Here is a 24,564-nt window from a genome sequence, read left to right as displayed (position 1 = left end):
GCGCTGATGAAAATTTACCTTATTCTTCTGCTTTCTATTTTTTCCTTCACGGTATTGGCACAAGATGCCCCGGTTAAATGGGCCACACAGGAAACTTTCTTCGAAGATTTAATAGGTAAAGATTTACCTGCTTTTAAAGGTTTAACCACCAATAAAAAGCCGTTCTCTAATACCGATTTAAAAAAACAGGTAGTGGTGATTAACTTTTGGTTCGAAAAATGCCCGCCATGTATAGCCGAAATGCCCGAATTAAATAGTTTGGTGGCTAAATATGGTAAAAAGGCCGTAAGGTTTATCGGCATTACGCATGATCATCCCGCTAGTGCCAAACGCTTTCAAAAACGAAGCGGATATAAATACGAAATTGTATCGTTAAGCAAGGATGAGATCAGAAAACTGAATATTAATCACTGTTTTCCTTCGAATGTATTGGTTGGGAAAGATGGAAAGATTATTTATGCCACAGCCAATATTTCCTTTTCCGACCCTCAGTTCAAAGCTAAATCGATACTTTTTGAGGAGAAATTAAAAAGTGCATTAACAGGTTATTAGCCATTTCCTGAAGCGAAAAAAGACCACTTAAATTTCATTCCTTCATATTAATTTCCTACTTTTCTATCACACTCAATATTGCCCTAGCTTATGGATTTAAAAAATAATTTCAGGCCTTTTGTTATTGGTGCTGCTATTGTGGTTTGGTTCTCCCTCGCATTGCAATTCCGCGTAAGTTTACAGCTCTTGAATAACGATTATCCTGTAACAATTAAAGCGTTTTTATCTTACTTTACTGTAATCACCAATATTATTGTTGCCATTTGCTTTACGCGTTTGTCTTTTGTTAAACGAAGTGAATCAGGGAGTTTATTTACCCAATCTTCTACTTTAACGGCCATAACGGTTTATATTGTGGTAGTCGGTCTGATTTACAATATCATGCTGCGTGGTTTGGCATCGCCTGTAGGCTGGGCGAGGCTGGCCGATGAACTTTTGCATGTGGTAAGCCCTTTGATCTTTTTATTTTTCTGGCTTTTCTTCGTTAAAAAATCAACACTACAATACAAACAGGCTATCCACTGGCTGGTTTATCCGCTGCTTTATGTGTTATTTATTGTGGTTAGGGGTTACCTGATTAATAAATATCCCTATCCATTTATCGATGTAATACAATTGGGTTATCCAAAAGCCATTCTGAATGCAGTTGTGATCCTGTTTATCTTCTGGCTTTTATCACTGCTTTTCATCTTTATCGGGAAGAAAACAGTTAAGATTTAAAGGACATATTCGTCATTTATCGGTTTAACAGGTTCAGGAATCTCATCATCTTCGAGCATCTGCAAAAGGTTGATCTCAATCGTTCTGGTAATCTGATTAAGCGGAACACCTGCAGAATTGTTTTCAAAAGGATTAACCAGGCTCATTCCATTAATCTGCGTAGATACAAATACGAAACCAATTAACCAGCCCAAAAATATGGCTGCAGGCCCTGCATCCTGACTAATGACGAGGGTAAAGGTGACCACAAATAACCAGATAAATACTTTGGTTAAATAGGTGTAAGTGGTAGGGAATATGGTGTTTTTAATACGCTCGCTCATGCCCATCGAATCAGAAAACCGGGTAAGCATCTCATTAATTTCAATAAAACGGAAACCATCAATGGCATTAGCTTTTGATAATTTTTGTAAATCTCTCGACTGTATATTTAAAATCGCATTATGCGTATTGTTGTGTTTTTCTATTTCTTTTAAATCTGCTTCAGATAAATATTTGGTGTAAATTTCATCTACTGTGCCTCTTAAATTCGCTTTTAACGCATATAAAAAGGCAATGTGCCGGTAAACCATTCGTTTTACACTTTCTTCATCTTCATCCACGTAATTAATCAATGCTCTTGCAAAAGAACGCGAATCGTTTACCAAAGCACCCCATATTTTTCGGGCTTCCCACCACCTATCGTAAGCTTGATTGTTATTAAAACCAATAAAAAAGGCAATGGCTGTACCTAAAACCGTTGGAATAATGGATGGAATGGAGAAATGATGGGCAATTAAATACTCGCGTACAAAGTACGCGGCGGTGCAGGAGGCAATCATGATCAGATCAACGTGCCAGGTATTTCTTAAAATTCTACTTAACCTAATGTTTTGTATTAAAAGCATATTATCTAAATGGAGAATAAATTCGTTACGGATGAAAATACAAAACTAAAGCCGAAATGTTTGGTCATGTAACAAATTAATTGACAGACAGTACAGGTTGCCGATTGTCATGCAAATGTTTATCTTGGGAAACCAAATATTCTTAATTTCTTATGAGCGACACTTTACCCAGGAACAATATCTTTAAAGTAATCGGTGCATCATCCCTAGGCACGCTGATTGAATGGTATGATTTTTACATTTTTGGTAGCCTTGCCGTTATCATTGGTCATCAGTTGTTTCCGGAAGATGCAGGTGCATCGGCCTTAATTAACACCCTGGCTATTTTCGCAGCAGGTTTTATTGTGCGTCCGTTTGGTGCATTGGTTTTTGGCAGGCTTGGCGATTTAATCGGCCGAAAATATACTTTCCTGCTCACTTTGGTGTTGATGGGTGGATCGACATTTTTTATTGGTTTAATCCCCTCGTATAAAAGTATTGGTTATGCCGCACCAATTTTGGTATTAATATTAAGGTTAATCCAGGGGCTGGCATTGGGTGGAGAATATGGTGGTGCGGCAACTTATGTAGCAGAACATGCACCAAAAAACAAACGCGGTTTTTTTACCAGCTGGATTCAAACTACTGCAACATTGGGTTTATTCCTTTCGCTGGGCATTATCGTCATCACGAAGAATATTTTAGGTGCTGAAACTTTTGGCGATTGGGGCTGGAGAATCCCTTTCTTGTTATCGATAGTACTGGTTGTTGTTTCGATCTATATCCGCATGAAAATGCATGAGTCGCCTATGTTTTCTAAACTGAAGGCAGAGGGAAATGTCTCAAAAAACCCACTCAAGGAGAGCTTTAACAATAAAGCGAATTTTAAAATGGTGCTTCTGGCCCTATTTGGGGCAACGATGGGGCAAGGGGTAATCTGGTATACAGGTCAGTTTTATGCACAATCGTTTTTAGAGAATACCTGTAAGCTGGATTTTAATGACTCGAGATATATTCTGCTTTGGGGGATTGCCTTTGCCACTCCGTTTTTTGTGGTGTTTGGTGCCTGGAGCGATAAGGTTGGCCGGAAATGGATTATGTTGAGCGGCATGCTTTTGGGGATTCTTTTTTATCGCCCTATCTATCAAATATTTTTGGATGATACCGATTATACAAAAATTGAACAGACGGATATTTTATCTGCCACACCCGCTCCGGTAACTTCTGTTTTGATTGCAAACTCAACTGACAGTTTACGCACCGTTTCTACTAAAGTAATGTTAAAAAATGGTGCATCTTTTAACAAGGTGCAAACCGATACGGTTTCTGCAACCAAAGGGATTCTCCTGGGTAAAGAAGTAGTAAAAGATAAAATTTTGCCTACGCCGATATTCTGGAAATTTGTTGGCTTAATTTTCTTCCAGATTTTATTGGTAACCATGGTTTATGGGCCAATTGCAGCTTTCCTGGTTGAATTATTCCCCACTAAAATCAGGTACACCTCTATGTCGCTGCCTTATCATATCGGTAACGGTGTTTTTGGTGGACTTGTACCCTTTATTGCAACCTTGATTGCAAGTTTTTCAGGCTCTACGCCGCTATCGGGCCTTTGGTATCCGATAGGTATAGCAGCATTGAGCCTGGTTATTGGTGCCATTTATTTATCTAATAAAAGAGACGAAAATATTAACGACTAGATACGAAGAAGATGAATACGTTAAAGAAATTTTTAGGTTTAGTCTGGATGGTTTTGGGACCATTAACCATGACTTTTTTGTTTATGCAGGCGATAGATAAAGTAGGCCTGACCCATACGGATATCGAGCGAACCAATACCATGCTGCAATGGGCAATTATCCTGTTTATTTTCCTTCCAATTAGTTTGGGATTGATGATATTTGGCTTTTATGCCTGGAAGGGCGAGTATGATCGCTTGCCCGAAAGTTCAAAAGAGTTATGATTTAAGTCTTATTGTTAATTCGTTTTGTGGCTGATGTTTTTTAATTCATTATAAACCAGCTGTGCAACTGCTTTGGCTCCTTCTGGCTGGAAGTGGGTATTATCTTTTTGTCCTTTTGGATACGCCTCATATTTTGCCGAGTCTAAATTCATAAAGTAATGTTTACTTACAAATTCATTTCCCTTTGTGGTAAAAAATGCTGCTGAAAGTGAGGTTAGATCGATAATGGATACGTTTAATTCCTGAGCGACATCTTTCACTGCTTGTGGATATTCGCCATGTGCACTGCCCAGTTTGCCATCTTTCCAGGGGTAATTACGGGTAACTGGCGTAATCAGAACCGGTAAAGCACCTTTTGCCCTGGTTTCTTTCACATACATCCTTAAAAAATCTTTATAACCCGGAATATCAACATAACGTTCGGGTTTATCTTTCGCTGCATCGTTGTGCCCAAACTGGATCAATACCAGATCATTCTTTTCTAAGGTTGATAAAACTTCTTTCCACCTTCCCTCTTCAAAAAAAGTTCTGGTGCTTCTTCCCCCTTTTGCTTTATCAATAACCAAAGCGCTGTCGCTTTTAATCAACCTGTTTAATTTTTTTAAACTGTCTTTTTTTAGGAATTGCTGAAACACCTGCCCCCAGCCTGTAATCGGATATTTTTTCTGCAGATAACCTTCATCCAAGCTATAATCTGCCACGGTAGAATCGCCGATTAAATAAATCTTAACGAGTTTGGGTTTAATAAGGAAAGACATTAGTAAAACGAGGCTTACGGCTGCGATAAGGATTTTATATTTTTTCATTGCTCTATTTTAATGCTTGTATACGGAACCAATCAAATTCGGCAATTCCTGAATCATTCGTTTGGCTATCCCGAATGGCAAAGATGCCCATTTTTGCGCCGATCCATTGCCCCGCTGTAGCCTGAAACTCATCGCCAACATCCGTAAAACGAATTTCGTCTTCACTGTAACTAAACTGGCATTTTGCACCAGGGCTAACTTTAACCCTAAAATACACTGACCCCGATTTCAACCTGGTAATTTCTTTTTCGTTTTCCGTTTTGCCTTTGTCGGCACTCTGGCAAACACCATACATCAGATATATGCCATCTTTTTTGCTCTTCATACTAATCTGCGCATAACTTCTGCCCATTATCACCAAACCGGTTTTTTCGTTCTCCAGTTTTGGATTAGGTTTAAATAAGAGTTTGCTTGTGACCATAAATTCATCAGCAGGAAATTTCTGCATCAACAGATTCGGGACATCCCAAAGGTTTTTAGCATCATCAGGAATTTTAGCCGTGTACAACTTTAACAAACCCTTGTCTGCATCGGTAAATAACCAGGTAGGTTGCGGATTGGCCTGCCATTGCCATTGCAAACCTAATTTCGAAGTATCAAATTCATCACTTTCCACTGGGGTTTCAATCGGATAAACCTTACCTACGTTTGGTTTTTTATAGGTGGTTACGGGCTCGCCTTTACCGTCGCCATCTGCATCAAGGCCGATAATGGGCCAGTTGTTGATCCATTTCATCGGCTGCAGATGAACCACGCGACCATAAGCGTCTTTATCCTGAAAATGCAGGAACCAATCTTCACCCGTTTGCGTATTTACCCAGGCACCCTGATGCGGACCATTTACCAAAGATTTCCCTTGATCCATCGCGACTTTTCTTTCATATGGGCCGTAGATATTTTTACTTCTTAAAATTAATTGCCAGCCTGTAGAAACACCCCCAGCTGGTGCAAATAAATAGTAATAGCCGTTACGTTTATAAAATTTTGGTCCTTCAATGGTTGGGTCGAGTTCATGGCCATCGTACACAATTCTGCCCGTTTCTGTTGCTTGCGCTCCGTCGTTTGTCAATGGCATAATCGCCAACACACTTTTTATGCCCGCGCGGCTTCCTGCATAGGCATAGGCCAGATAAGCTTTGCCATCTTCATCCCAAAACGGGCAGGGATCAATCAATCCTTTACCAGCGGCAACCAATTTTGGCGCAGACCACATTCCTGTTATGGTTTTAGCTTTTGTTAAATAAATCCCAAAGTCAGGGTCTGGATAATAGATATAAAATTCGCCATTGCGGTAACGGATAGAAGGCGCCCAAACACCATTACCATGTTGAGTTTTTTCAAAATGGTCGAAGGGAGGCTGGCGTTTTAAAGCATGACCGATTATTTTCCAGTTAACGAGATCTTTCGAATGCAGAATCGGCAACCCCGGGATGGCATCGAAACTGGAGGCGATCATATAAAAATCATCTCCCACCCGGATGGCATCAGGATCAGAATAATCGGCATTGATCACCGGGTTTTTATAAGTTCCGTTCCCTAAGTCAGCAACCCAAACTTTAGAGATATACTCGCTTTTTGGCCTGAGTTGGGCAAAGGTTTTGATGCCAAGACTTAATACAAGGATTGAACTAAATAGATATTTCATTTTACAATGATATTTTTAATAATATTTGGTCAGTAATTTACGAACAAGATGCTGAAACAAGTTCAGCATGACGCCGCGGGGGTATAAACAAGGTTAAGTCTTTTTTTATTTTTAGGCAAGTTGTTATTGTGCAATCGTTCCCGACATCGTTTGCAATGTTTAATCCCTGAAAAACTTCTTTCTGATGGATATTAATGTTTAAAATTGTTCATCATATATTTTAAAAACACGGCTGCGTTACAAAGTTTATACTTTTACGTGGCCGATTTTAATTTATACCTAACCAAATTGATATGAAAGCAATCATCCTGTTTTTTCTTGTGGCGATTTCATTGACCGCAAATGCCCTTGAAACCAAAGCAGACTTTGTCGTAGCCGCCGATGGAAGCGGAAACTTTAAAACGGTGCAGGAAGCCATCAATGCCGTACCCGATTTCAGGAACAAAATCACTGTCATCTTGATCAAAAAAGGCATTTATAAGGAAAAACTGATATTGGCCGCTTCTAAAAAGAATGTGCGGTTTATCGGCGAAAGTGTAAACGAAACCATTTTAACTTATGATGACTATGCACAGAAGAAGAATGTTTTTGGCGAAGAGAAAGGCACTTCGGGTTCTTCCAGCTTTTATATCTACGGCGAAGGCTTTTCTGCGGAGAACATCACTTTCGAAAATTCATCAGGTCCGGTAGGGCAAGCCGTTGCGGTTTGGGCAGGAGGTGATAAATTAATTTTCACCAACTGCAGGTTTCTAGGCTTTCAGGATACACTTTACACCTATGGAGGCAACAACCGCCAATACTATAAAAACTGTTACATCGAAGGAACAGTCGATTTTATTTTCGGGGCTTCAACGGCCTGGTTCGAAAGCTGCACCATTTTCTGCAAAAAGGCGGGTTATATCACAGCGGCATCAACTGCCGATACTACAAAATTTGGTTATGTATTAAACAAATGCAAAATCAAAGGAGATGCACCAGCCAATAGTTTCTACCTGGGCAGGCCATGGAGACCTTATGCAAAAGTTGCCTACCTCAACTGCGAACTGCCAGATTTAATCCGTCCTGAAGGCTGGAACAACTGGGGTAAAGAAAGCAATGAGAAAACGGCCTATTATGCTGAATATAAAAGCACTGGAAAAGGAGCCGATCGGGAAAAAAGGGCAAATTGGTCGCACCAATTAACCGATAATGAATATAAGACCTACATTTTGGAAAACGTTTTCCGTGGATGGAATCCAGAGGTGAAATAAGTGTGTTAAATAATTGATATACAGTCGTTAAGTATCTGTTTTCTGGCGCCTTTTTGCCTTGTTTTCCGGTAACGATTGCATAGATTTCTCTTCTATTTTAAGCGCAAACAACGTACACTTGTTATTACAATAACCAAGTATAATTTAACAGCGCAAATAATGAAACATATTTCAGGTCGTTTATGCCGTATTAAGGTAGCTCTGGCATGCTTAATTCTATCTTCTACAAGTGCTGCTATCGCGCAACAAAAGCAAACCTTACCCGTTATTCAGCAGGTTAAATTTAAAAAAGATACCACGAGCATTGTTCGCTTTGGGGCAAAAGGCGATGGGATCACCTTAAATACACAAAGCATTAATAAAACCATAGCCAGCGTGAGTCAGAAAGGTGGTGGTGTGGTTTTAATTCCCTCTGGTTTATGGTTAACCGGTCCTATCGAGTTAAAAAGTAATGTCAACCTACACTTAAAACGCGACGCTATTCTTCAGTTTACCGACGATTTTAATGAATACAAACTGGTACAGGGCAATTGGGAAGGTCAGCCAGCCTGGAGAAACCAGAGTCCGATTTCAGGTGTTAACCTCGAAAATATAGCCATTACCGGAACCGGGATTATCGACGGGAACGGAGGTGCCTGGCGCATGGTTAAAAAAGATAAACTCACCGAAACACAGTGGAAAACTTTGGTGGCCTCGGGTGGCATCGTTAAGGCTGATGGAAAAATGTGGTACCCATCTGAGAAAACCCTTAAAGGTTCGAATACCAAAAATGCAGGTGTAATTGAGGCTGGTAAAACAGCCGCAGATTATGAAGATATCAAAGATTTCCTTCGTCCGAATTTGCTGGTGTTAACGGGCTGCAAAAAAATTCTTTTAGAAGGCGTTACTTTTCAAAATTCACCAGCATGGAATTTACACCCTTTACTTTGTGAGGATTTGACCTTAAGAAACTTACAGGTAAAAAATCCTTGGTTTGCACAAAATGGAGATGGCGTTGATGTAGAATCGTGCAAAAACGTATTAATTGAAGGCAGCACTTTTGATGTGGGTGATGACGGGATTTGCATTAAATCGGGAAGGGACGAAGCGGGCCGCAAACGTGGTGTGCCTACAGAAAATGTAATTATTCGCAATAATGTGGTTTACCATGCCCATGGTGGTTTTGTAATCGGCAGCGAAATGAGTGGTGGTGCGAAAAACATCTGGGTGTACGATTGCTCTTTTATTGGTACTGATATCGGCCTGCGTTTTAAAACTACCCGTGGCCGTGGTGGTGTGGTCGAAAATATTTACATCAACAACATCAACATGATCGATATTCCTGGTGAAGCCATTCTGTTCGACATGTATTACGCTGCGGTTGATCCGGTTCCTTTGGCAGGCGAAAAACGTGAAGCCATTAAAACGGTAATGGTTCCGGTAACCGAAGCTACGCCTCAGTTCAGAAACTTTTATATCAAAGATGTGGTAGCCAATGGTGCTGAAAAGGCCATATTTTTTAGGGGCTTACCAGAAATGAACATCAAAGATATCCACCTGGAAAATGTAACCATAAAAGCAAAAAAAGGCATTGAAATTATTGAGGCTGCTGGGATTTTCCTTAAAAACATAAACGTAATTACCGAAAATACCAGTCCGGTTGTCATGATCCAGAACGGATCGAACATCAATATCAGCATCTTAAAATACCCTGATAACAGCAAGGTTTTGTTTGATGTAAGCGGCGAAAAAACAAAAGGTGTAAAAATTAGTGGAACAGATGTTTCTAAAGCGAAAATGGCTACACTTTTAGGTACTGAAGTAGATAAAAAAGCACTGGAAATTTCAAAATAACCAACATGAAGAGATCAATTCTATATACAGCAGCTGCCCTCATCGGTTTTTCTATTTTATCACAAAGTGGATTTGCCCAAAAGAAATTATCAGAACAGTTAACCTTAACTGCGATGGAAAAACTTTGGCAGGATACTACGGTTTTAAAAGGACCAAAAGGACCGAGATGGTCTTACGATATGGGCGTGGTACTGGAAGGTGCTGCAGCGGTTTGGCGCAATACAGGCGATGGGAAATATTTCAAATACATTCAAAGTTCGATGGATGCCTATTTGGATAAAGAAGGAAATATCACCACCTACAAATCAGACGATTTTAATATCGATAACATTAAAAATGGCCGTTCGTTATTATTGTTGTACAAAGTTACCGGGCAGCAGAAATACCTGCTAGCGGCAACTAAATTGTACGATCAGCTACAAAAGCAGCCACGCACCCAGGAAGGCGGCTTTTGGCACAAGAAAATTTATCCAAACCAGATGTGGCTGGATGGTTTGTATATGGGCGAGCCGTTTTATGCGGAGTATGCCAGGCTGATGAAAAAAGATGCCGCTTTCGATGATATTGCTAAACAGTTTATCCTGATGGAGAAAAATTCCCGCGATGTTAAAACGGGATTACTTTATCACGGTTACGATGAAAGCAGGACAGAGCAATGGGCGGATAAAAAAACAGGCCGCTCACCAAATTTTTGGGCCAGGGCAATGGGTTGGTACATCATGGCTTTGGTAGATGTGCTGGATAATTTTCCGGCTAATCATCCTCAGCGGAAAGAATTAATCGCCATTTTAAACCGTACGGCAACCGCTGCTGTGAAATATCAGGATCAAAAATCAGGTGTCTGGTTTGATATTTTAGATATGCCAACCAGAAAAGGAAACTACCTGGAAAGTTCGGCTTCGAGCATGTTTGTATATGGCCTGGCCAAAGGTGTGCGTAAGGGTTGGCTGGCGCCATCGTTTATGGCAGCTGCAAATAAAGGTTATGCCGGTTTAAAGAAAGAATTTGTTGAACAAGCGGGAGCAGAAAGAATAAACCTGACCAAAACAGTATCCGTATCGGGATTGGGCGGAAAACCTAAATATCGCGATGGAAGTTTCGACTATTACATCAGCGAAAAGGTAATCACCAACGATCCGAAGGGTGTAGGCTCATTTATCTGTGCAGCTTCAGAAATGGAAATCGATCAGTCACCAAAACCAGGCAAAGGGTTAACCGTTACTGTTGATAATTTCTTCAATAACGAGTACATGACTGGTCCTACCGGAGATAAAATCCCTTATCATTATGTATGGGAAGAAGATGATAACAATGGCTTTTCCTTATTCGGTAAAGTATTTAATGATGCCGGGGTTAAAACCGCTACGCTTAAAACGGCACCAACAACAGCAAATTTAAAAGGCAGCAACATTTATATTATTGTAGATCCCGATACCGAAAAAGAAACGGCAAATCCAAATTTCATGAATGCTGCACATGCCAAACAGGTTAGCGAATGGGTTAGGGCCGGAGGGGTATTGGTGCTCTTGTTAAACGATGTTGGCAATTGTGAAATTTCTAAATTCAATGTACTGCCAGAAACTTTCGGAATCCATTTTAATGAGGATAGCCGCAACAAGGTTCAAGGTTCGAACTTTGAGCAAGGTGCTGTAAAAATCCCGGCCGGAAATTCAATTTTTAAAACCGCCAAAAAAGTTTACATCAAAGAAATCTCGACTATCGCAGCCAAAAGCCCTGCGGTTTCGGCCTTAACAGATAATGGAGATGTGCTTATTGCAACAGCTAAATATGGTAAGGGAACTGTTTTCGCTGTGGGTGATCCATGGTTCTATAATGAGTATATCGATGGCAGGAAATTGCCCGCAGATTTTGAAAACTTTAAGGCAACGGACGATCTGGTAAACTGGTTGATTAAACAGGTTCCAGGTAAAAAGTAACCATAGGTGAATAAATATTAGCCACGGAAATACAGACAAACGGAAAAATTAATTAATGGTCTGTGGGGACACAGACCATGGCTTTGGTGCTAATCTGTGCCTCCGTGGCAAACAACTAAGAAATAAAAGTGATGAAAATAAAAATATGGTTAACCCTGGTCTGTAGTAGCTTAATGCTATCGTGTTATGCGCAGCAGCCTACCGATTCTACAGCAGATAAAATGCTTGTATATCAATTAGGCAATGGTGGCTGGCCGAAGCAGCTGGAAGATAAAAGTGTGGTTAATTACGGAGCAACCATAACACCTGAGCTTTTGGCCAGGATAAAAGCAACGAAAGATTTACATGCTACGTTCGATAACAAAGCCACCAGCAGAGAAGTGCTATACCTCGTTCAAGCGTATAAAAAAACACAGAATAAGGCTTATTTAACGGCAGCTGAAAAAGGATTGGATTATATTTTAGTCGCGCAATACGCGAATGGCGGCTGGCCACAGTATTATCCTGATAAAGCTTTGTACCGCTCAGAAATTACCTACAATGACGATGCAATGATTAATGTGCTTAATATCTTACAGGATATTGTCACACAGAAAAATGATTTTGAGGTTGTAAATCCAGCTTACATCAAAAAAGCAGAAACGGCCATTGCAAAAGGCATCGACTGCATCATCAAAACACAGGTAAAACAGCATGGAACTTTAACTATCTGGGCTGCGCAATACGATAAAGACTCGATGTTGCCTGCAAAAGCAAGAGCATTTGAGCCGGCTTCATTAAGCACGAGTGAATCGGCAGGTATTGTCCGTTTTCTGATGAGGCTTAAAAATCCATCGCCGGAAGTCAAAAATGCAATTGCTGCTGCAGTGAAATGGTTCGATACCTATAAAATAGCGGGTTATCGTTTCGATCGGAATAAAAATACTTCAGCTTTGGTTGCCGATAACACGAGTATGACCTGGGCGCGATTTTACGATATAGAGAAAAACACCCCGATTTTCGGCGACCGTGATAATACCATTAAAACAAAATTAGAAGAGTTAAGTCCGGAGCGGCGAAACGGCTATGCCTGGTATGGCAACTGGGGCCAAAAATTAATCGAAAAGGAATACCCGAAGTGGTTAAGCTCAAGTGGAAAATAAATAATTATAACCCGTCATTACCGGTAGCGCGCAATGACAGAAAATAGCAAGGCAATGATTTTAAACAAAGAAAATTTAAAAAATATTAACGGCGACAAGGTGATCAAACCAAGCGCCGAAATCCTGGCTTTACCAGAAAAAGTAATCCAGTTTGGAACAGGGGTTTTACTACGTGGTTTACCTGATTATTTTATTGATAAAGCCAACCAGAAAGGGATTTTTAATGGTCGTGTGTTAGTGGTTAAGTCTACTTCAAAAGGTGGTGCTGATGCATTTTCGAAACAGGATAATTTATACACGCTTTGTGTAAAAGGGATTGAAGATGGTGTTCATGTTGAAGAAAATTCAATCAACGCTTCAATCAGCCGTGTTTTATCAGCTTCACAAGACTGGGCAGAGATTTTAAAGGCCGCGCACCAGCCCGAAATGCAGGTTGTTATTTCGAATACAACTGAAGTTGGGATTGTTAAAAGCGAAGATAAAATCACTGATAACCCGCCACAGTCGTATCCAGGAAAATTATTGGCTTTTCTGCACGAAAGATATACGGCATTTAATGGTTCGGCAGAAAGCGGGATGGTTATTGTGCCAACAGAATTAATCAGTGACAATGCGGATAAACTGAAAGAAATTTTGCTTGATCTTGCCATTCAGAACAAACTGGGCTGGGATTTCGAAAACTGGTTAAAAACAGCCAATCATTTTTGCAAGACTTTGGTGGATAGGATTGTTCCGGGAAAACTTCCGGAAGCAGAGCAAAAAGCCATCGAAAGCGAATTGGGTTATGAAGATGAATTGATGATTATGGCCGAACCTTTCAGGCTTTGGGCTATTGAATCATCAAGCGAAAAAGTGAAAGAAATTTTATCTTTTGCAAAGGCCGATAAGGGTGTTTTCATTGTTCCGTCAATTGATAAATTTAAAGAACTAAAACTCCGCTTACTTAACGGTACACATACCATTAGCTGTGGATTAGCAATCCTGGCAGGTTTCAATACGGTAAAAGAGGCGATGGCGAATGAAGATTTCTCCGCCAATGTGTTAAAACTGATGAAAGATGAAATTGCGCCTGTTGTGGTAAATGAAGATATCACTTATGATGAAGCAATTGCTTTTGCGAAAAGTGTAGTCGACCGTTTCAGTAACCCTTCGCTAGAGCATCAGTGGCAGGCCATTACGCTAAACTTCACCTCAAAAATGCAAATGCGTAATATGCCTTTGATCAGAAGATATTATGCTTTAAAAAATGAAGTTCCTCAACTTACCGCTTTAGGGGTTGCCGCTTATATCCTTTTCATGAATGTAAACCAGGATGGCGATACTTACACCGCCAGCGCAAACGGAAAAACTTATCCGGTACAGGATGAATTTGCAGAAATTTTATACGAATACTGGAAGAATCCGGAAACGGTTGTAGATAATACCCTTGGCGACAGGCGTCTTTGGGATAAAAACCTGAACAATTACCCCGGCTTTAACGCGGCCGTAAAATCTTACGTTGACTTATTACAGAACAAGGGTGCAAAAGAAACTTTAAGTAACTTGCATTCAGAAAGGACAATTTAAAATGGTTACTAGAATTTTAAAAATCCATCCTAACGATAATGTACTTGTTGCCTTACAAAATCTGGCAAAAGGCGAAACCGTTATTTACGATGGGCACGAATATATTTTACAGGATGATATCCAGGCTAAGCATAAGTTTTTTATGCAGGATATGAATGCAGGCGATCACATCATTATGTATGGTGTACTGGTGGGTAAAGCGCAGCATTTCATCCTAAAAGGTGGTTTAATGGATACCGAAAACACGAAACATGCTTCTGATCCATATGAGTTCAGGCCATACCGTTACGAATGGCATGCTCCGGATGTTTCTAAATTTGAAGGCCGGACCTTTAATGGATACATTCGTAGTGATGGACGTGTAGGAACCGCAAATTATTGGTTGTTTATTCCGACTGTATTTTGCGAAAACCGCAACCTGGATGTGATCCGTGAGGCTTTGCACAATGAATTGGGTTATGCGGTAACCGATAAATACAAGTCTTACGCCCACCAACTGGTTGAAGCGTATAAAAATGGCGAAATCTTAGCAGAGGCTGATCCAAGTTCTATCGGACTGGCGAATCCATCGGCCAACCGTGTTTTTAAAAATGTTGATGGTATTAAATTCTTAAATCATCAGGGTGGCTGCGGTGGTACCCGTCAGGATGCCGCTGTGTTGAGTAAATTATTGGCTGCCTATGCCGATCACCCTAACGTTGCTGGTGTAACTGTTTTAAGCTTAGGCTGCCAGAACCTGCAGGTTAAAGATTTTATGGACGATTTAAAACACCGCAGTCCGAATTTTGATAAACCTTTATTCGTTTTTGAGCAGCAACAATCGCAGAGCGAAGAACAATTGGTGAAAGAAGCCATCAGGAAAACCTTTATTGGTTTAACCGAAATTAATAAAATCGAACGGCAGCCAGCACCTTTGAGCAAACTGGTTTTGGGTGTTAAATGTGGCGGTAGTGATGGGTTTAGTGGAATTAGTGCTAATCCGGCAGTAGGTTATACTTCTGATTTATTGGTGGCTTTAGGCGGAACTGTACTTCTTGCTGAGTTCCCTGAACTTTGCGGCGCAGAACAACAGTTAATCGACCGTACCAAAGATGAAACTGCGGCACGTAAATTCATCCAGTTGATGACCGCTTACAATCAATCGGCAGAAAATGTGGGCTCTGGATTTTTCATGAATCCATCGCCTGGAAATATAAAAGATGGTTTGATTACCGATGCCATTAAGAGTACTGGTGCAGCCAAAAAAGGGGGAACATCGCCAGTTGAAGATGTTTTGGATTATACTGAGCCCGCTACAAAACCAGGATTGAACTTGGTTTGTACTCCTGGAAACGATGTGGAGGCCACTACCGGAAAAGCAGCGTCTGGTGCAACCTTAATTTTGTTTACCACAGGTCTGGGCACACCTACCGGAAACCCGGTTTGTCCGACCATCAAAGTTTCAACCAATAATGCTTTAACCAAACGCATGGGCGATATCATCGATATCAACTGCGGACCGGTAATTGAAGGCGAAAAAACCATCGAGCAAATGGGAGAAGACATCCTGGAATATTGTATTAAAGCAGCCAGTGGCGAAGTAATTCCTAAAGCGGTGTTGCTTAATCAGGATGATTTTATTCCATGGAAACGGGGAGTGAGCCTTTAGTGAGTCTGGAGTCGTAAGTCCCAAGTCGTGAGCCTTGGAACCCAATTCCGTGGTCTGTGTCCTCACAGGCCACTAATACATAAATTGAGTTCCGGTCTGTGAGAACACAGACCGGGGATAATACATAAATAAAAATTTAATAGATAAGCGTTTTGATCAGCTCAAACCGATTATCTAATGTCTCAAATCATATAGAATGAAACCTTTTTTAGACGAAAATTTTCTTTTGCAAAGCAAAACTGCCGAAAAGCTTTACCACAATTTTGCAAAGTCATTGCCGATTATCGATTACCATAATCACCTTATTCCGGAGCAGATTGCCAATAACACACAGTTTGCCAATATCAGTCAGGTTTGGCTTGCCGGCGATCATTATAAATGGAGAGCGATGCGTGCCAATGGTGTTGATGAAAAATACATCACTGGTGTAGGATCTGATTATGAGAAATTTGAGAAATGGGCAGAAACTGTTCCATATACCCTGCGTAACCCATTATACCACTGGACACATTTAGAACTTCAACGCTATTTTGGTATAACCGATTTACTTTCTGGCAAAACGGCACAGAAAATTTTCGATGAATGTTCTGCAAAACTCCAAACACCTGAATATTCCGTACGCGGTTTATTAGCCAAAATGAATGTTGAAGCCGTTTGTACTACCGATGATCCGCTGGATAGTTTAAACTTCCACCAGCAACTGGCAAGAGAAGGCGCCAACCTTAAAATGTTGCCGGCCTTCCGTCCGGATAAAGCGATGAACAGCGATGATATTGAAGGTTTAAACGAATACATCGACAAATTAGAAAGTGTTGCTGATAAAACCATCAGTAACTTTCAGGAGTATATCGACGCTTTAAAAAGCCGCCACGATTATTTTGCGGCAAATGGCTGTTCGGTTTCTGACCATGGTTTAGAACAGATTTACGCTGAAGATTATACTGAAGCTGAAATTGCATCAATCTTCGATAAAATTCGTGGTAAGCAAAATATTTCTTACGAGGAAAACCTGAAATTTAAATCAGCTATGCTGGTTTATTTTGCAGAGTGGGATCATGAAAAAGGCTGGGTACAACAATATCACCTGGGTGCCTTACGTAACAACAATGCTCGGATGTTAAGGCAATTGGGGCCGGATACGGGCTGGGATTCGATCGGTGATTTTAGTCAGGCCAGAATGCTTTCTAAATTCTTAAACCGCTTAGATAATCAGGATAAACTGGCTAAAACCATTATCTATAACCTTAATCCTGCCGATAACGAGTTAATTGCAACCATGATAGGGAACTTTAACGATGGTTCGGTTGCAGGTAAAGTACAGTTTGGTTCGGCCTGGTGGTTTTTAGATCAAAAAGATGGTATGATTAAACAGTTAAATGCACTATCGAACATGGGGCTTGTAAGTCGACTGGTAGGTATGCTTACCGATTCGCGCAGTTTCCTTTCTTTTCCCCGTCACGAATATTTCAGAAGGATTGTTTGTAACCTCTTTGGAGAAGACATTGAGAATGGCGAATTACCTAACGACTTGGAGTGGGTTGGCAAAATTGTGCAGGATATTTCGTACTTTAACGCAAAAAATTACTTTAAATTTTAACCAAAATCAGGCTTTAGGGAGGTATTTCGTTGGAAATAAATCATTTCAATCGTTTTCCTTCCATTTTCATACCGTTGCAGAGAACAGCATGAAACACGCCGATGATACACAAAAATGAGCACCCAAATATTCGCTTCATCAAAAAAAGGAGAAAAAGTTTTAAGCTTTGGTGAAATACTTTTACGCATCTGTCCGGATATGGACGGGCAATGGTTAAAAGAAAATAAACTACCATTTTATGTTGGCGGGGCCGAGCTGAATGTAGCAACGGCACTGGCACTTTGGAATGTTCCTTCAACTTACCTATCGGCTGTGCCTGATAATTCGGTAACACGTGAAATTGTTGATTATCTGGATGCGAGGAACATCGATACCACGCCAATGGTTTATCACGGCGAGCGTTTGGGTTTATATTATCTTCCGAAAGGGAAAGACCTAAAAAATGCAGGTGTAATTTACGACAGGGCAAATTCGGCCTATGCTGATTTAAAGGTTGGACAGATTAACTGGGATGAAGTTTTTGAAGGTGTGAGCTGGTTTCATTTTAGTGCCATATGCCCGGCAATTAATCAATCTATTGCCGATGTTTGTTTAGAGGCATTAAAAGTAGCCAGTGCGAAAAATATTACCATTTCGCTGGATTTAAACTATCGTGCCAAGCTTTGGAAATATGGTAAAGACCCGATTGATGTTTTACCAGAACTCGCTCAATATTGTACGCTGATTATGGGTAATGTGTGGGCGGCGAACAAAATGTTGGGTACTGCACTTCACGAAGATTTAATACCAACCGAGGGTTATGCAAAGGAAACGTTACTGCAACAGGCAACCGATACTTCTAAAGAAATATTAAGTTTGTTTCCGGCATGTAAAGCGGTTGCAAATACCTTCAGGTTCGATCATGGCAAAGGTATCAGGTATTATACTGCTATTTATACCGCTGATGAATTAACGGTTTCAGAAGAATATGTTTCAGAAGAAATTTTAGATAAAGTGGGCAGTGGCGATTGTTTTATGGCCGGTCTGATATACGGTTTTTATAACCAGTTATCGGCCAGAGAAACTTTAAATTTTGCCACCGCAGCAGCATACGATAAATTATATATTCCAAGCGATGCGACAACCAGTACGGTAGCCGATATAGAAAAAAGAATTATACGCAATGATTAGCAACAAGCACAAAATTTTAGATGCCATTTTAGAGCAGGGCATGTTACCCCTTTTTTACCAGGATAGCGAATCGGGTAGTGTAGAAATATTACGCACTTTGTATAAAGCCGGTGTTCGGGTTTTCGAATACACCAACCGCGGTAAATCAGCACTGCCGAACTTTAAAAAGTTAAAAGAAATCCGCGATGCAGAAATGCCTGATCTTTATTTAGGTATTGGAACCATTAAAACGCCTGCAGATGCAAATGCTTTTATTGAGGCTGGAACAGATTTCATCGTGGCACCAATCGTAAATCCGGCAGTTGCCGAAATTGCCAACAAAATCGGTATGCTTTGGATCCCGGGCTGTATGACGCCGACTGAAATTAGCGTTGCGCAAGAGCACAAAGCCATGCTGATCAAAATTTTCCCTGCTAATATTTTAGGCCCTGAATTTATTTCATCCATTAAAGATCTTTTCGCCGGACAGCTGTTTATGCCAACCGGTGGTGTAGAAATTAATGCCGATAATTTAAAAACCTGGTTTAAATCTGGTGTTTGTGCCGTTGGTATGGGCAGCAAATTAATCAGTAAAGACGTGATGAGCAAAGGTCTTTACGAAGAGTTATTCGACAATACAAAATTAGCGCTTGACCTGATTCAGCAAAGCAAATAAAAATTTAACACACCCTAACCAAATGAACCAACCCAAAACAAGCAAATACAGATGGACCATATGTTTGCTGTTATTTCTAGCTACGACCATAAATTATTTAGATAGACAGGTACTTTCTTTAACCTGGACAGATTTTATTAAACCAGAATTTCATTGGGATAATAATGATTATGGAAATATTACAGCCTTGTTCTCTATTTTCTACGCCATCTCGATGCTTTTTGCAGGTCGTTTTGTTGATAAAATGGATACCAAAAAAGGATTTTTATGGGCGATAGGCGTTTGGTCTGTTGGAGCCTGTTTACATGCTTTTTGTGGGATTGCAACTGCCGGGATCATCAATGGAAACTGGTTTGTAGGATTTGAGGGTGCTAAAGATGTAATTGCCCGCGTGAACGATACCGGATTAATTGTTTCGGTAAGTGTTACCTTATTTATTTTTGCCCGTTTTGTATTGGCTGTTGGAGAGGCAGGAAATTTTCCGGCTGCGATTAAAGCTACTGCCGAATACTTCCCTAAAAAGGACAGGGCATTTGCAACCAGTATTTTCAATGCAGGCGCTACTGTTGGCGCACTAGCTGCACCAATTACCATTCCTTTTATTGCAAAAGCTTATGGATGGGAAATGGCATTCATTATTATCGGTGCACTGGGTTTTGTGTGGATGGGCCTATGGATTTTTGTGTACAACAAGCCTGAATTACATAAAAGGGTTAGCCCTGAGGAATTGGCTTATATTCAGCAGGATGTGATCAACGATCGTAAACTGGCTGATTACGTAGAAGAAACCAAAGAAAAAGTTTCGTTTATCGACTGTTTTAAATACAAACAAACCTGGGCTTTTGCTTTTGGTAAATTTATGACTGATGGCGTGTGGTGGTTCTTTTTATTCTGGACCCCGGCTTACCTAAAATCGGTTTATGGCATGGATTCTACGCAAAGTGCGCTTCCTTTATTTGTGCTTTACATGATTACCCTACTATCTATTATTGGGGGATGGTTACCAACCTATTTCGTTGATAAAAAAGGTATGAACCCATACGAAGGCAGAATGAAAGCGATGTTGATCTTTGCATTTTTTCCGCTTTTAGCCTTGGCAGCACAACCTTTGGGACACATTACCTATTGGATCCCGGTAATCATTATCGGAATTGCAGGTGCGGCGCACCAGGCATGGTCGGCCAATATATTTTCAACAGTAGGCGATATGTTCCCTAAAAAGGCGATTGCTACTATTACCGGTATTGGCGGTATGGCAGGTGGATTAGGCTCTTTCATTATCAATAAAGGATCAGGTTTATTGTTTGATTATACGGGCAAAAACGAGATTGTTTTTATGGGCTTTAAAGGTGAAGAAGCAGGTTATTTTATTATTTTCTCCATCTGTGCGGTATGTTACCTTATCGGCTGGACAGTAATGAAAACCTTAGTACCAAAATATAAAGTTATCGAACTAAAATAATTTGAAAAGCTGAGGCTTAGGGATAAACCAATCCTGATCTTCAGCTTTTTTACAACAATAAATCTATACTTAAACTATAGACTTAACATTAATTTAACCCTAACAAACAAACTAAATTGAGTACATCGCTAAACCTCGAAAGTATTTTCGTTGAAGAGAGCCAGATTCCAGATGAATTTAGGCTCACGGAAGAAATCAATCAAAAGGAGTTTCTTTCCAATGGAGAAATGAAACCATGGAATGGACCATTTAATGAAGTGTTTTCTCCGGTATGCGTAAAAACCCCTGAAGGCTTAAAACGAAAGCGTATCGGTAGTTTCCCTGTTTGCACAGAGAAAGAGTCGACAGAAGCTTTAGATGCAGCCGTAGCCGCTTATGATAATGGTCGCGGGCAATGGCCAACCATGAGTGTTGCCGACCGGATTACCTGCGTAGAAAACTTCACCCGTAAAATGATTGAGCAAAAGGAAATTGTTGCGAAATTAATTATGTGGGAGATCGGTAAATCGTATGCCGATTCGGTTAAAGAATTCGACCGTACAGTAGAATATATCTATGCAACTATCGATGCGCTGAAAGATATTGACAGACAGTCATCACGTTTCGAAATAGAGCAGGGTATTGTGGCTCAGGTACGCCGTTCTCCGCTAGGTGTGGTGCTTTGTATGGGGCCGTTCAATTATCCATTAAACGAGACTTTTACAACACTCATCCCGGCTTTGATTATGGGCAATACGCTTTTATTCAAACCACCTAAACATGGTACTTTATTGCACTACCCTTTATTAGAGGCTTTCCGTTCCAGTTTCCCTAAGGGCGTTGTAAATACGATTTATGGTCGTGGCAATACCATCGTTCCCGGCTTAATGAAATCAGGAAAAATTAATGTGCTTACCTTAATCGGCTCTAGTAAAGTAGCCAACGAACTGAAAAAACTCCACCCTAAAGTAAACCGTTTAAGGGCAATTTTAGGTTTAGATGCCAAAAATGCGGCGATCATCACTAAAGATGCAGATCTTGATCTGGCGGTTTCTGAAACCGTATTGGGCTCACTTTCTTTTAACGGTCAACGTTGTACCGCGATTAAAATCGTTTATGTTCACCGCAGTTTAGCGCAGGAATTTTTAAAACGTTTATCTGCCGAAGTAGAAAAACTGAAATTTGGTATGCCTTGGGAAAAAGGCGTTAACCTGACACCGCTGCCTGAGCTGAATAAACCTGAATATTTAAAGGAATGTATTGATGATGCGGTTTCACACGGCGCTAAAGTGATCAACAAAAATGGCGGACAAACCTTAGAAACTTTCGTTTATCCGGCCATTATGTATCCGGTAAACAGCAATATGAAACTATACCGCGAAGAGCAGTTTGGTCCGATTGTTCCTGTTGTTCCGTTTGATGATCTGGAAGAGCCTATCGAATATTTAATCGGTTCGCCACACGGCCAGCAGGTGAGTATTTTTAGTAATAATGCAGCGGTAATTTCTTCATTGATTGATCCTTTGGTTAACCAGGTGAGTCGTGTTAACATCAACTGCCAATGCCAACGCGGACCAGATGCTTTCCCTTTTACGGGCCGTAAAGACAGTGCGGAAGGAACACTTTCTGTAGTGGATGCCTTGCGTTCGTTCTCGATCCGTTCTTTGGTGGCCACCAAATTTACTGACGATAATAAAAAGTTATTGAATGAAATTGTTAAAGGAGATGATTCGAACTTCTTAAGTACGAAGTATATTTTCTAATTAAATTATAGAAACTAAGCCGCAGATTCGCAGATTAAAATCTCTGAATTTGCGGCTTTTTATCATGTGTTATAGTCCTCGTTTGTAACGAGGATTACTGTGGGCCGCATTTGTAATGCCGGGTATTGTAGGCGATATAATCGCTATTCTCATACATCCTCGTTGCAAACGAGGACGATACCCACCGTATTTTACTTCAAACTCTTCACCAAACTCAACTTTAATTCCTTTATCCCCTTCACCACCAAACCTGCTACCTGTTTGGCTCCCTCCGGACTTAAATGTGTATTGTCTTTTTTGCCATTTGGGTAATTTACATTGCCCGAATCAACATGGTTAAATAACTTAATAGAGGGCTCCTCGCCCAGGCGGTTTAACAAACTTTCCGTTTTTACCAGCATATCAATTAAAGGAACATTTAACGAATCGGCTACCTGACGGGTAATCCGTGGATAATCGCCATGCGAATCGATTAATACGCCATTTTTAAAACTCCTGCGCGAAATTGGTGTAAGTAAAACCGGGAAGGCTTTTTTGCTTCTGGTCTCATTGACATAATTAACCAGATTGATTTTGAAATCAGCTAAAGATACACCAACTATTGGTTTGTCAACTTTCTCATCGTTGTGACCAAATTCGATAAAAACATAGTCACCAGGATTTAACTGGGCCAATATCGGGTCCCAACGTTTTTCTGCCCTGAACGATTTTGTACTCCTGCCGTTTAAGGCCCGGTTATCAACCGCAACATCGGTTTTAAAATAAGATTGTAGTGCCATCCCCCAGCCCGTTTCGGGATAGGCCTTTTCTTCCTTGTTGGCGGCAGTAGAATCGCCAATAATGTAGAGTTTAGTTTTCTTTTGGATGAGGGTAAAAGACAGTAAAACAACTAATGTTCCGGCAGCTAAAATTTTAAAGAAATTCGTTTTCATGTTTTATATTGATCTATTACTGCAGGGGATTCCATTGATCCGCTCCGCCAAGTATATTTTTTAAAGTGTAGGTTTTTGCTTCTTTATCTGTTAGCTGTTTTGTCCAGGGCAATCTCGTTTTGGGCGAGGCGCCATCTCCCTTATTTTTATATTCTGCATAAAAAACGGTCAGTTCTTTATTTGGGAACATGAGATCGCCTTTCCATGGATTCCAGCCTTCGCGTAAAATATGTTTCCCCAGATCGCAGGTCATGAATACCGTTTTTGCATAAGGTCGCCAGGGCCTGCCGAGATAAGCTTTGGTTACGGCCGGATCTGCAATGAGCTTACAATTTATAAAAACAAATCCGAATTTTTGCTGCGCTGAAGTGGAGGCTGCGGTAACATAAGAATCGCTTAAACTTTTGATGGTACAATTTTGAAACACGACTGTTGCTTTACCGAAAATAAAATCGGTTGTGCCTTCGATATAACAGCCCTGATAGTATTGGCGGCTATTTTCGATTCCGGCATAAAGGGTATCCTGATTGCCCAGAAATCTACAGTTTTTGGCTACAAAACGATCACCTTCTACATGTAAGGCAACAGCTTGTCCAACACGCCCAGCTGAATTGATAATGGTTAAGTTTTCGAGATGGATATCGTTGCCCTGAACCAATACGGTAAATGAAGTATAGGTGCTGAATTTGGGAAGGCCAAAAATATCTTTACCCATCGGGTTTGGTTTCCCCGAATAATCATCAAAGGTTATGATGGTATTTTCGGCCTTTTCTCCGATAATGGAGATCTTAATTTTCCATGATGGAATAATCAGCTTCTCTTTGTATGTGCCGTTTTTAACCTGAATTCTAACTTCTTTTTCACCTAAATCCCTCACCGAATTGATGGCCTCCTGGATGGTTTTGTAATTCCCGCTGCCATCTTGCGCCACAGTTATAAGCGATGGGTATTTAGGATCCTGGGCAAAAACTTTTGAGCAAATGCCAAGATATAAAAGCAAGGTAGCGGCTATACAGACTATGGTTGATTTCACCATTTGATTACAATAATTCTTTCGTATAAATTTCAACAAAAAAAGGCA

Annotated in this window: 20 protein-coding genes; 15 read left to right on the top strand and 5 right to left on the bottom strand. The window is 40.5% G+C overall.

Features of this window, described 5'->3' with window-relative positions:
- Positions 1–6 precede the first annotated feature (6 nt).
- Positions 7–552 carry a TlpA family protein disulfide reductase gene (locus tag AC04QZ_RS09305; protein WP_478357541.1) on the top strand — a complete coding sequence of 182 codons (546 nt, stop codon included), beginning with the start codon at positions 7–9 and terminating at the stop codon, positions 550–552.
- A gap of 90 nt (positions 553–642) precedes the next feature.
- The gene (locus AC04QZ_RS09300) at positions 643–1,272 is read left to right on the top strand and encodes a Pr6Pr family membrane protein (RefSeq protein ID WP_478357540.1); all 630 of its coding nucleotides are present in this window, start codon (positions 643–645) and stop codon (positions 1,270–1,272) included.
- On the opposite strand, the gene AC04QZ_RS09295 is transcribed toward AC04QZ_RS09300, so the two are convergent.
- Positions 1,269–2,159: a bestrophin family protein gene (locus AC04QZ_RS09295; protein WP_478357539.1), complete on the bottom strand. Its 891-nt coding sequence runs from the start codon at positions 2,157–2,159 to the stop codon at positions 1,269–1,271. The two genes, AC04QZ_RS09300 and AC04QZ_RS09295, sit on opposite strands and share 4 nt — an antisense overlap.
- A gap of 152 nt (positions 2,160–2,311) precedes the next feature.
- Between AC04QZ_RS09295 and AC04QZ_RS09290 the strand changes: the two genes are divergently transcribed.
- Both AC04QZ_RS09290 and AC04QZ_RS09285 read left to right on the top strand, forming a co-directional pair.
- Positions 2,312–3,835, top strand: coding sequence for an MFS transporter (locus tag AC04QZ_RS09290; protein WP_478357538.1), 1,524 nt, complete (start codon positions 2,312–2,314; stop codon positions 3,833–3,835).
- Positions 3,836–3,846: 11 nt separating this feature from the next.
- Complete coding sequence (locus AC04QZ_RS09285; protein ID WP_086548247.1) at positions 3,847–4,098, top strand: DUF6814 family protein; 252 nt, start codon at positions 3,847–3,849, stop codon at positions 4,096–4,098.
- A gap of 14 nt (positions 4,099–4,112) precedes the next feature.
- Here AC04QZ_RS09285 and AC04QZ_RS09280 read toward each other — a convergent pair whose 3' ends face one another.
- Positions 4,113–4,904 carry a rhamnogalacturonan acetylesterase gene (locus AC04QZ_RS09280; protein ID WP_478357537.1) on the bottom strand — a complete coding sequence of 264 codons (792 nt, stop codon included), beginning with the start codon at positions 4,902–4,904 and terminating at the stop codon, positions 4,113–4,115.
- A 4-nt stretch (positions 4,905–4,908) separates the two neighbouring features.
- Positions 4,909–6,549 carry a glycoside hydrolase family 43 protein gene (locus tag AC04QZ_RS09275; RefSeq protein ID WP_478357536.1) on the bottom strand — a complete coding sequence of 547 codons (1,641 nt, stop codon included), beginning with the start codon at positions 6,547–6,549 and terminating at the stop codon, positions 4,909–4,911.
- 293 nt (positions 6,550–6,842) lie between these two features.
- Here AC04QZ_RS09275 and AC04QZ_RS09270 point away from each other — a divergent pair, with 293 nt between their 5' ends.
- The 11 genes from AC04QZ_RS09270 (at position 6,843) to AC04QZ_RS09220 (ending at position 22,551) form a co-directional block, all read left to right on the top strand.
- Positions 6,843–7,799, top strand: coding sequence for a pectinesterase family protein (locus tag AC04QZ_RS09270; protein WP_478357535.1), 957 nt, complete (start codon positions 6,843–6,845; stop codon positions 7,797–7,799).
- A gap of 159 nt (positions 7,800–7,958) precedes the next feature.
- Positions 7,959–9,632, top strand: a complete 1,674-nt coding sequence (locus AC04QZ_RS09265; RefSeq protein ID WP_478357534.1) for a glycoside hydrolase family 28 protein — start codon at positions 7,959–7,961, stop codon at positions 9,630–9,632.
- 5 nt (positions 9,633–9,637) lie between these two features.
- Positions 9,638–11,569, top strand: a complete 1,932-nt coding sequence (locus AC04QZ_RS09260; protein ID WP_478357533.1) for a glycoside hydrolase family 88 protein — start codon at positions 9,638–9,640, stop codon at positions 11,567–11,569.
- 131 nt (positions 11,570–11,700) lie between these two features.
- Positions 11,701–12,711, top strand: a complete 1,011-nt coding sequence (gene pelA, locus AC04QZ_RS09255; protein WP_478357532.1) for a pectate lyase — start codon at positions 11,701–11,703, stop codon at positions 12,709–12,711.
- Positions 12,712–12,765: 54 nt separating this feature from the next.
- Positions 12,766–14,277 carry a tagaturonate reductase gene (locus tag AC04QZ_RS09250; RefSeq protein ID WP_478357531.1) on the top strand — a complete coding sequence of 504 codons (1,512 nt, stop codon included), beginning with the start codon at positions 12,766–12,768 and terminating at the stop codon, positions 14,275–14,277.
- Position 14,278: 1 nt separating this feature from the next.
- Entirely contained in the window at positions 14,279–15,925 is a 1,647-nt protein-coding gene (locus AC04QZ_RS09245) for a UxaA family hydrolase (protein WP_478357530.1), read from the top strand.
- A 196-nt stretch (positions 15,926–16,121) separates the two neighbouring features.
- On the top strand, positions 16,122–17,522 hold the full coding sequence (uxaC, locus tag AC04QZ_RS09240; RefSeq protein ID WP_478357529.1) for a glucuronate isomerase: 1,401 nt from the start codon (positions 16,122–16,124) through the stop codon (positions 17,520–17,522).
- Positions 17,523–17,636: 114 nt separating this feature from the next.
- Positions 17,637–18,692 (top strand): PfkB family carbohydrate kinase, encoded by a 1,056-nt coding sequence (locus AC04QZ_RS09235; RefSeq protein WP_478357528.1) that lies wholly within the window; start codon positions 17,637–17,639, stop codon positions 18,690–18,692.
- Positions 18,685–19,347, top strand: coding sequence for a bifunctional 4-hydroxy-2-oxoglutarate aldolase/2-dehydro-3-deoxy-phosphogluconate aldolase (locus tag AC04QZ_RS09230; RefSeq protein WP_193419254.1), 663 nt, complete (start codon positions 18,685–18,687; stop codon positions 19,345–19,347). Before AC04QZ_RS09235 ends, AC04QZ_RS09230 begins: the two co-directional genes overlap by 8 nt.
- A gap of 22 nt (positions 19,348–19,369) precedes the next feature.
- Positions 19,370–20,809, top strand: a complete 1,440-nt coding sequence (locus AC04QZ_RS09225; RefSeq protein ID WP_086548237.1) for an MFS transporter — start codon at positions 19,370–19,372, stop codon at positions 20,807–20,809.
- A 116-nt stretch (positions 20,810–20,925) separates the two neighbouring features.
- Positions 20,926–22,551 carry an NADP-dependent glyceraldehyde-3-phosphate dehydrogenase gene (locus AC04QZ_RS09220; protein WP_478357527.1) on the top strand — a complete coding sequence of 542 codons (1,626 nt, stop codon included), beginning with the start codon at positions 20,926–20,928 and terminating at the stop codon, positions 22,549–22,551.
- A gap of 191 nt (positions 22,552–22,742) precedes the next feature.
- Here the strand turns inward: AC04QZ_RS09220 and AC04QZ_RS09215 are convergent, their stop codons facing one another.
- Together AC04QZ_RS09215 and AC04QZ_RS09210 are read right to left on the bottom strand one after the other, a co-directional pair.
- Positions 22,743–23,483, bottom strand: coding sequence for a rhamnogalacturonan acetylesterase (locus tag AC04QZ_RS09215; RefSeq protein ID WP_478357526.1), 741 nt, complete (start codon positions 23,481–23,483; stop codon positions 22,743–22,745).
- A gap of 16 nt (positions 23,484–23,499) precedes the next feature.
- Positions 23,500–24,519, bottom strand: coding sequence for a pectinesterase family protein (locus AC04QZ_RS09210; protein WP_478357525.1), 1,020 nt, complete (start codon positions 24,517–24,519; stop codon positions 23,500–23,502).
- Positions 24,520–24,564: the final 45 nt, after the last annotated feature.

The organism is Pedobacter folensis (assembly GCF_056490665.1).
The sequence above is the reverse complement of the archived record's forward strand: the minus strand, read 5'-3'. Positions and strand labels throughout refer to the sequence as shown.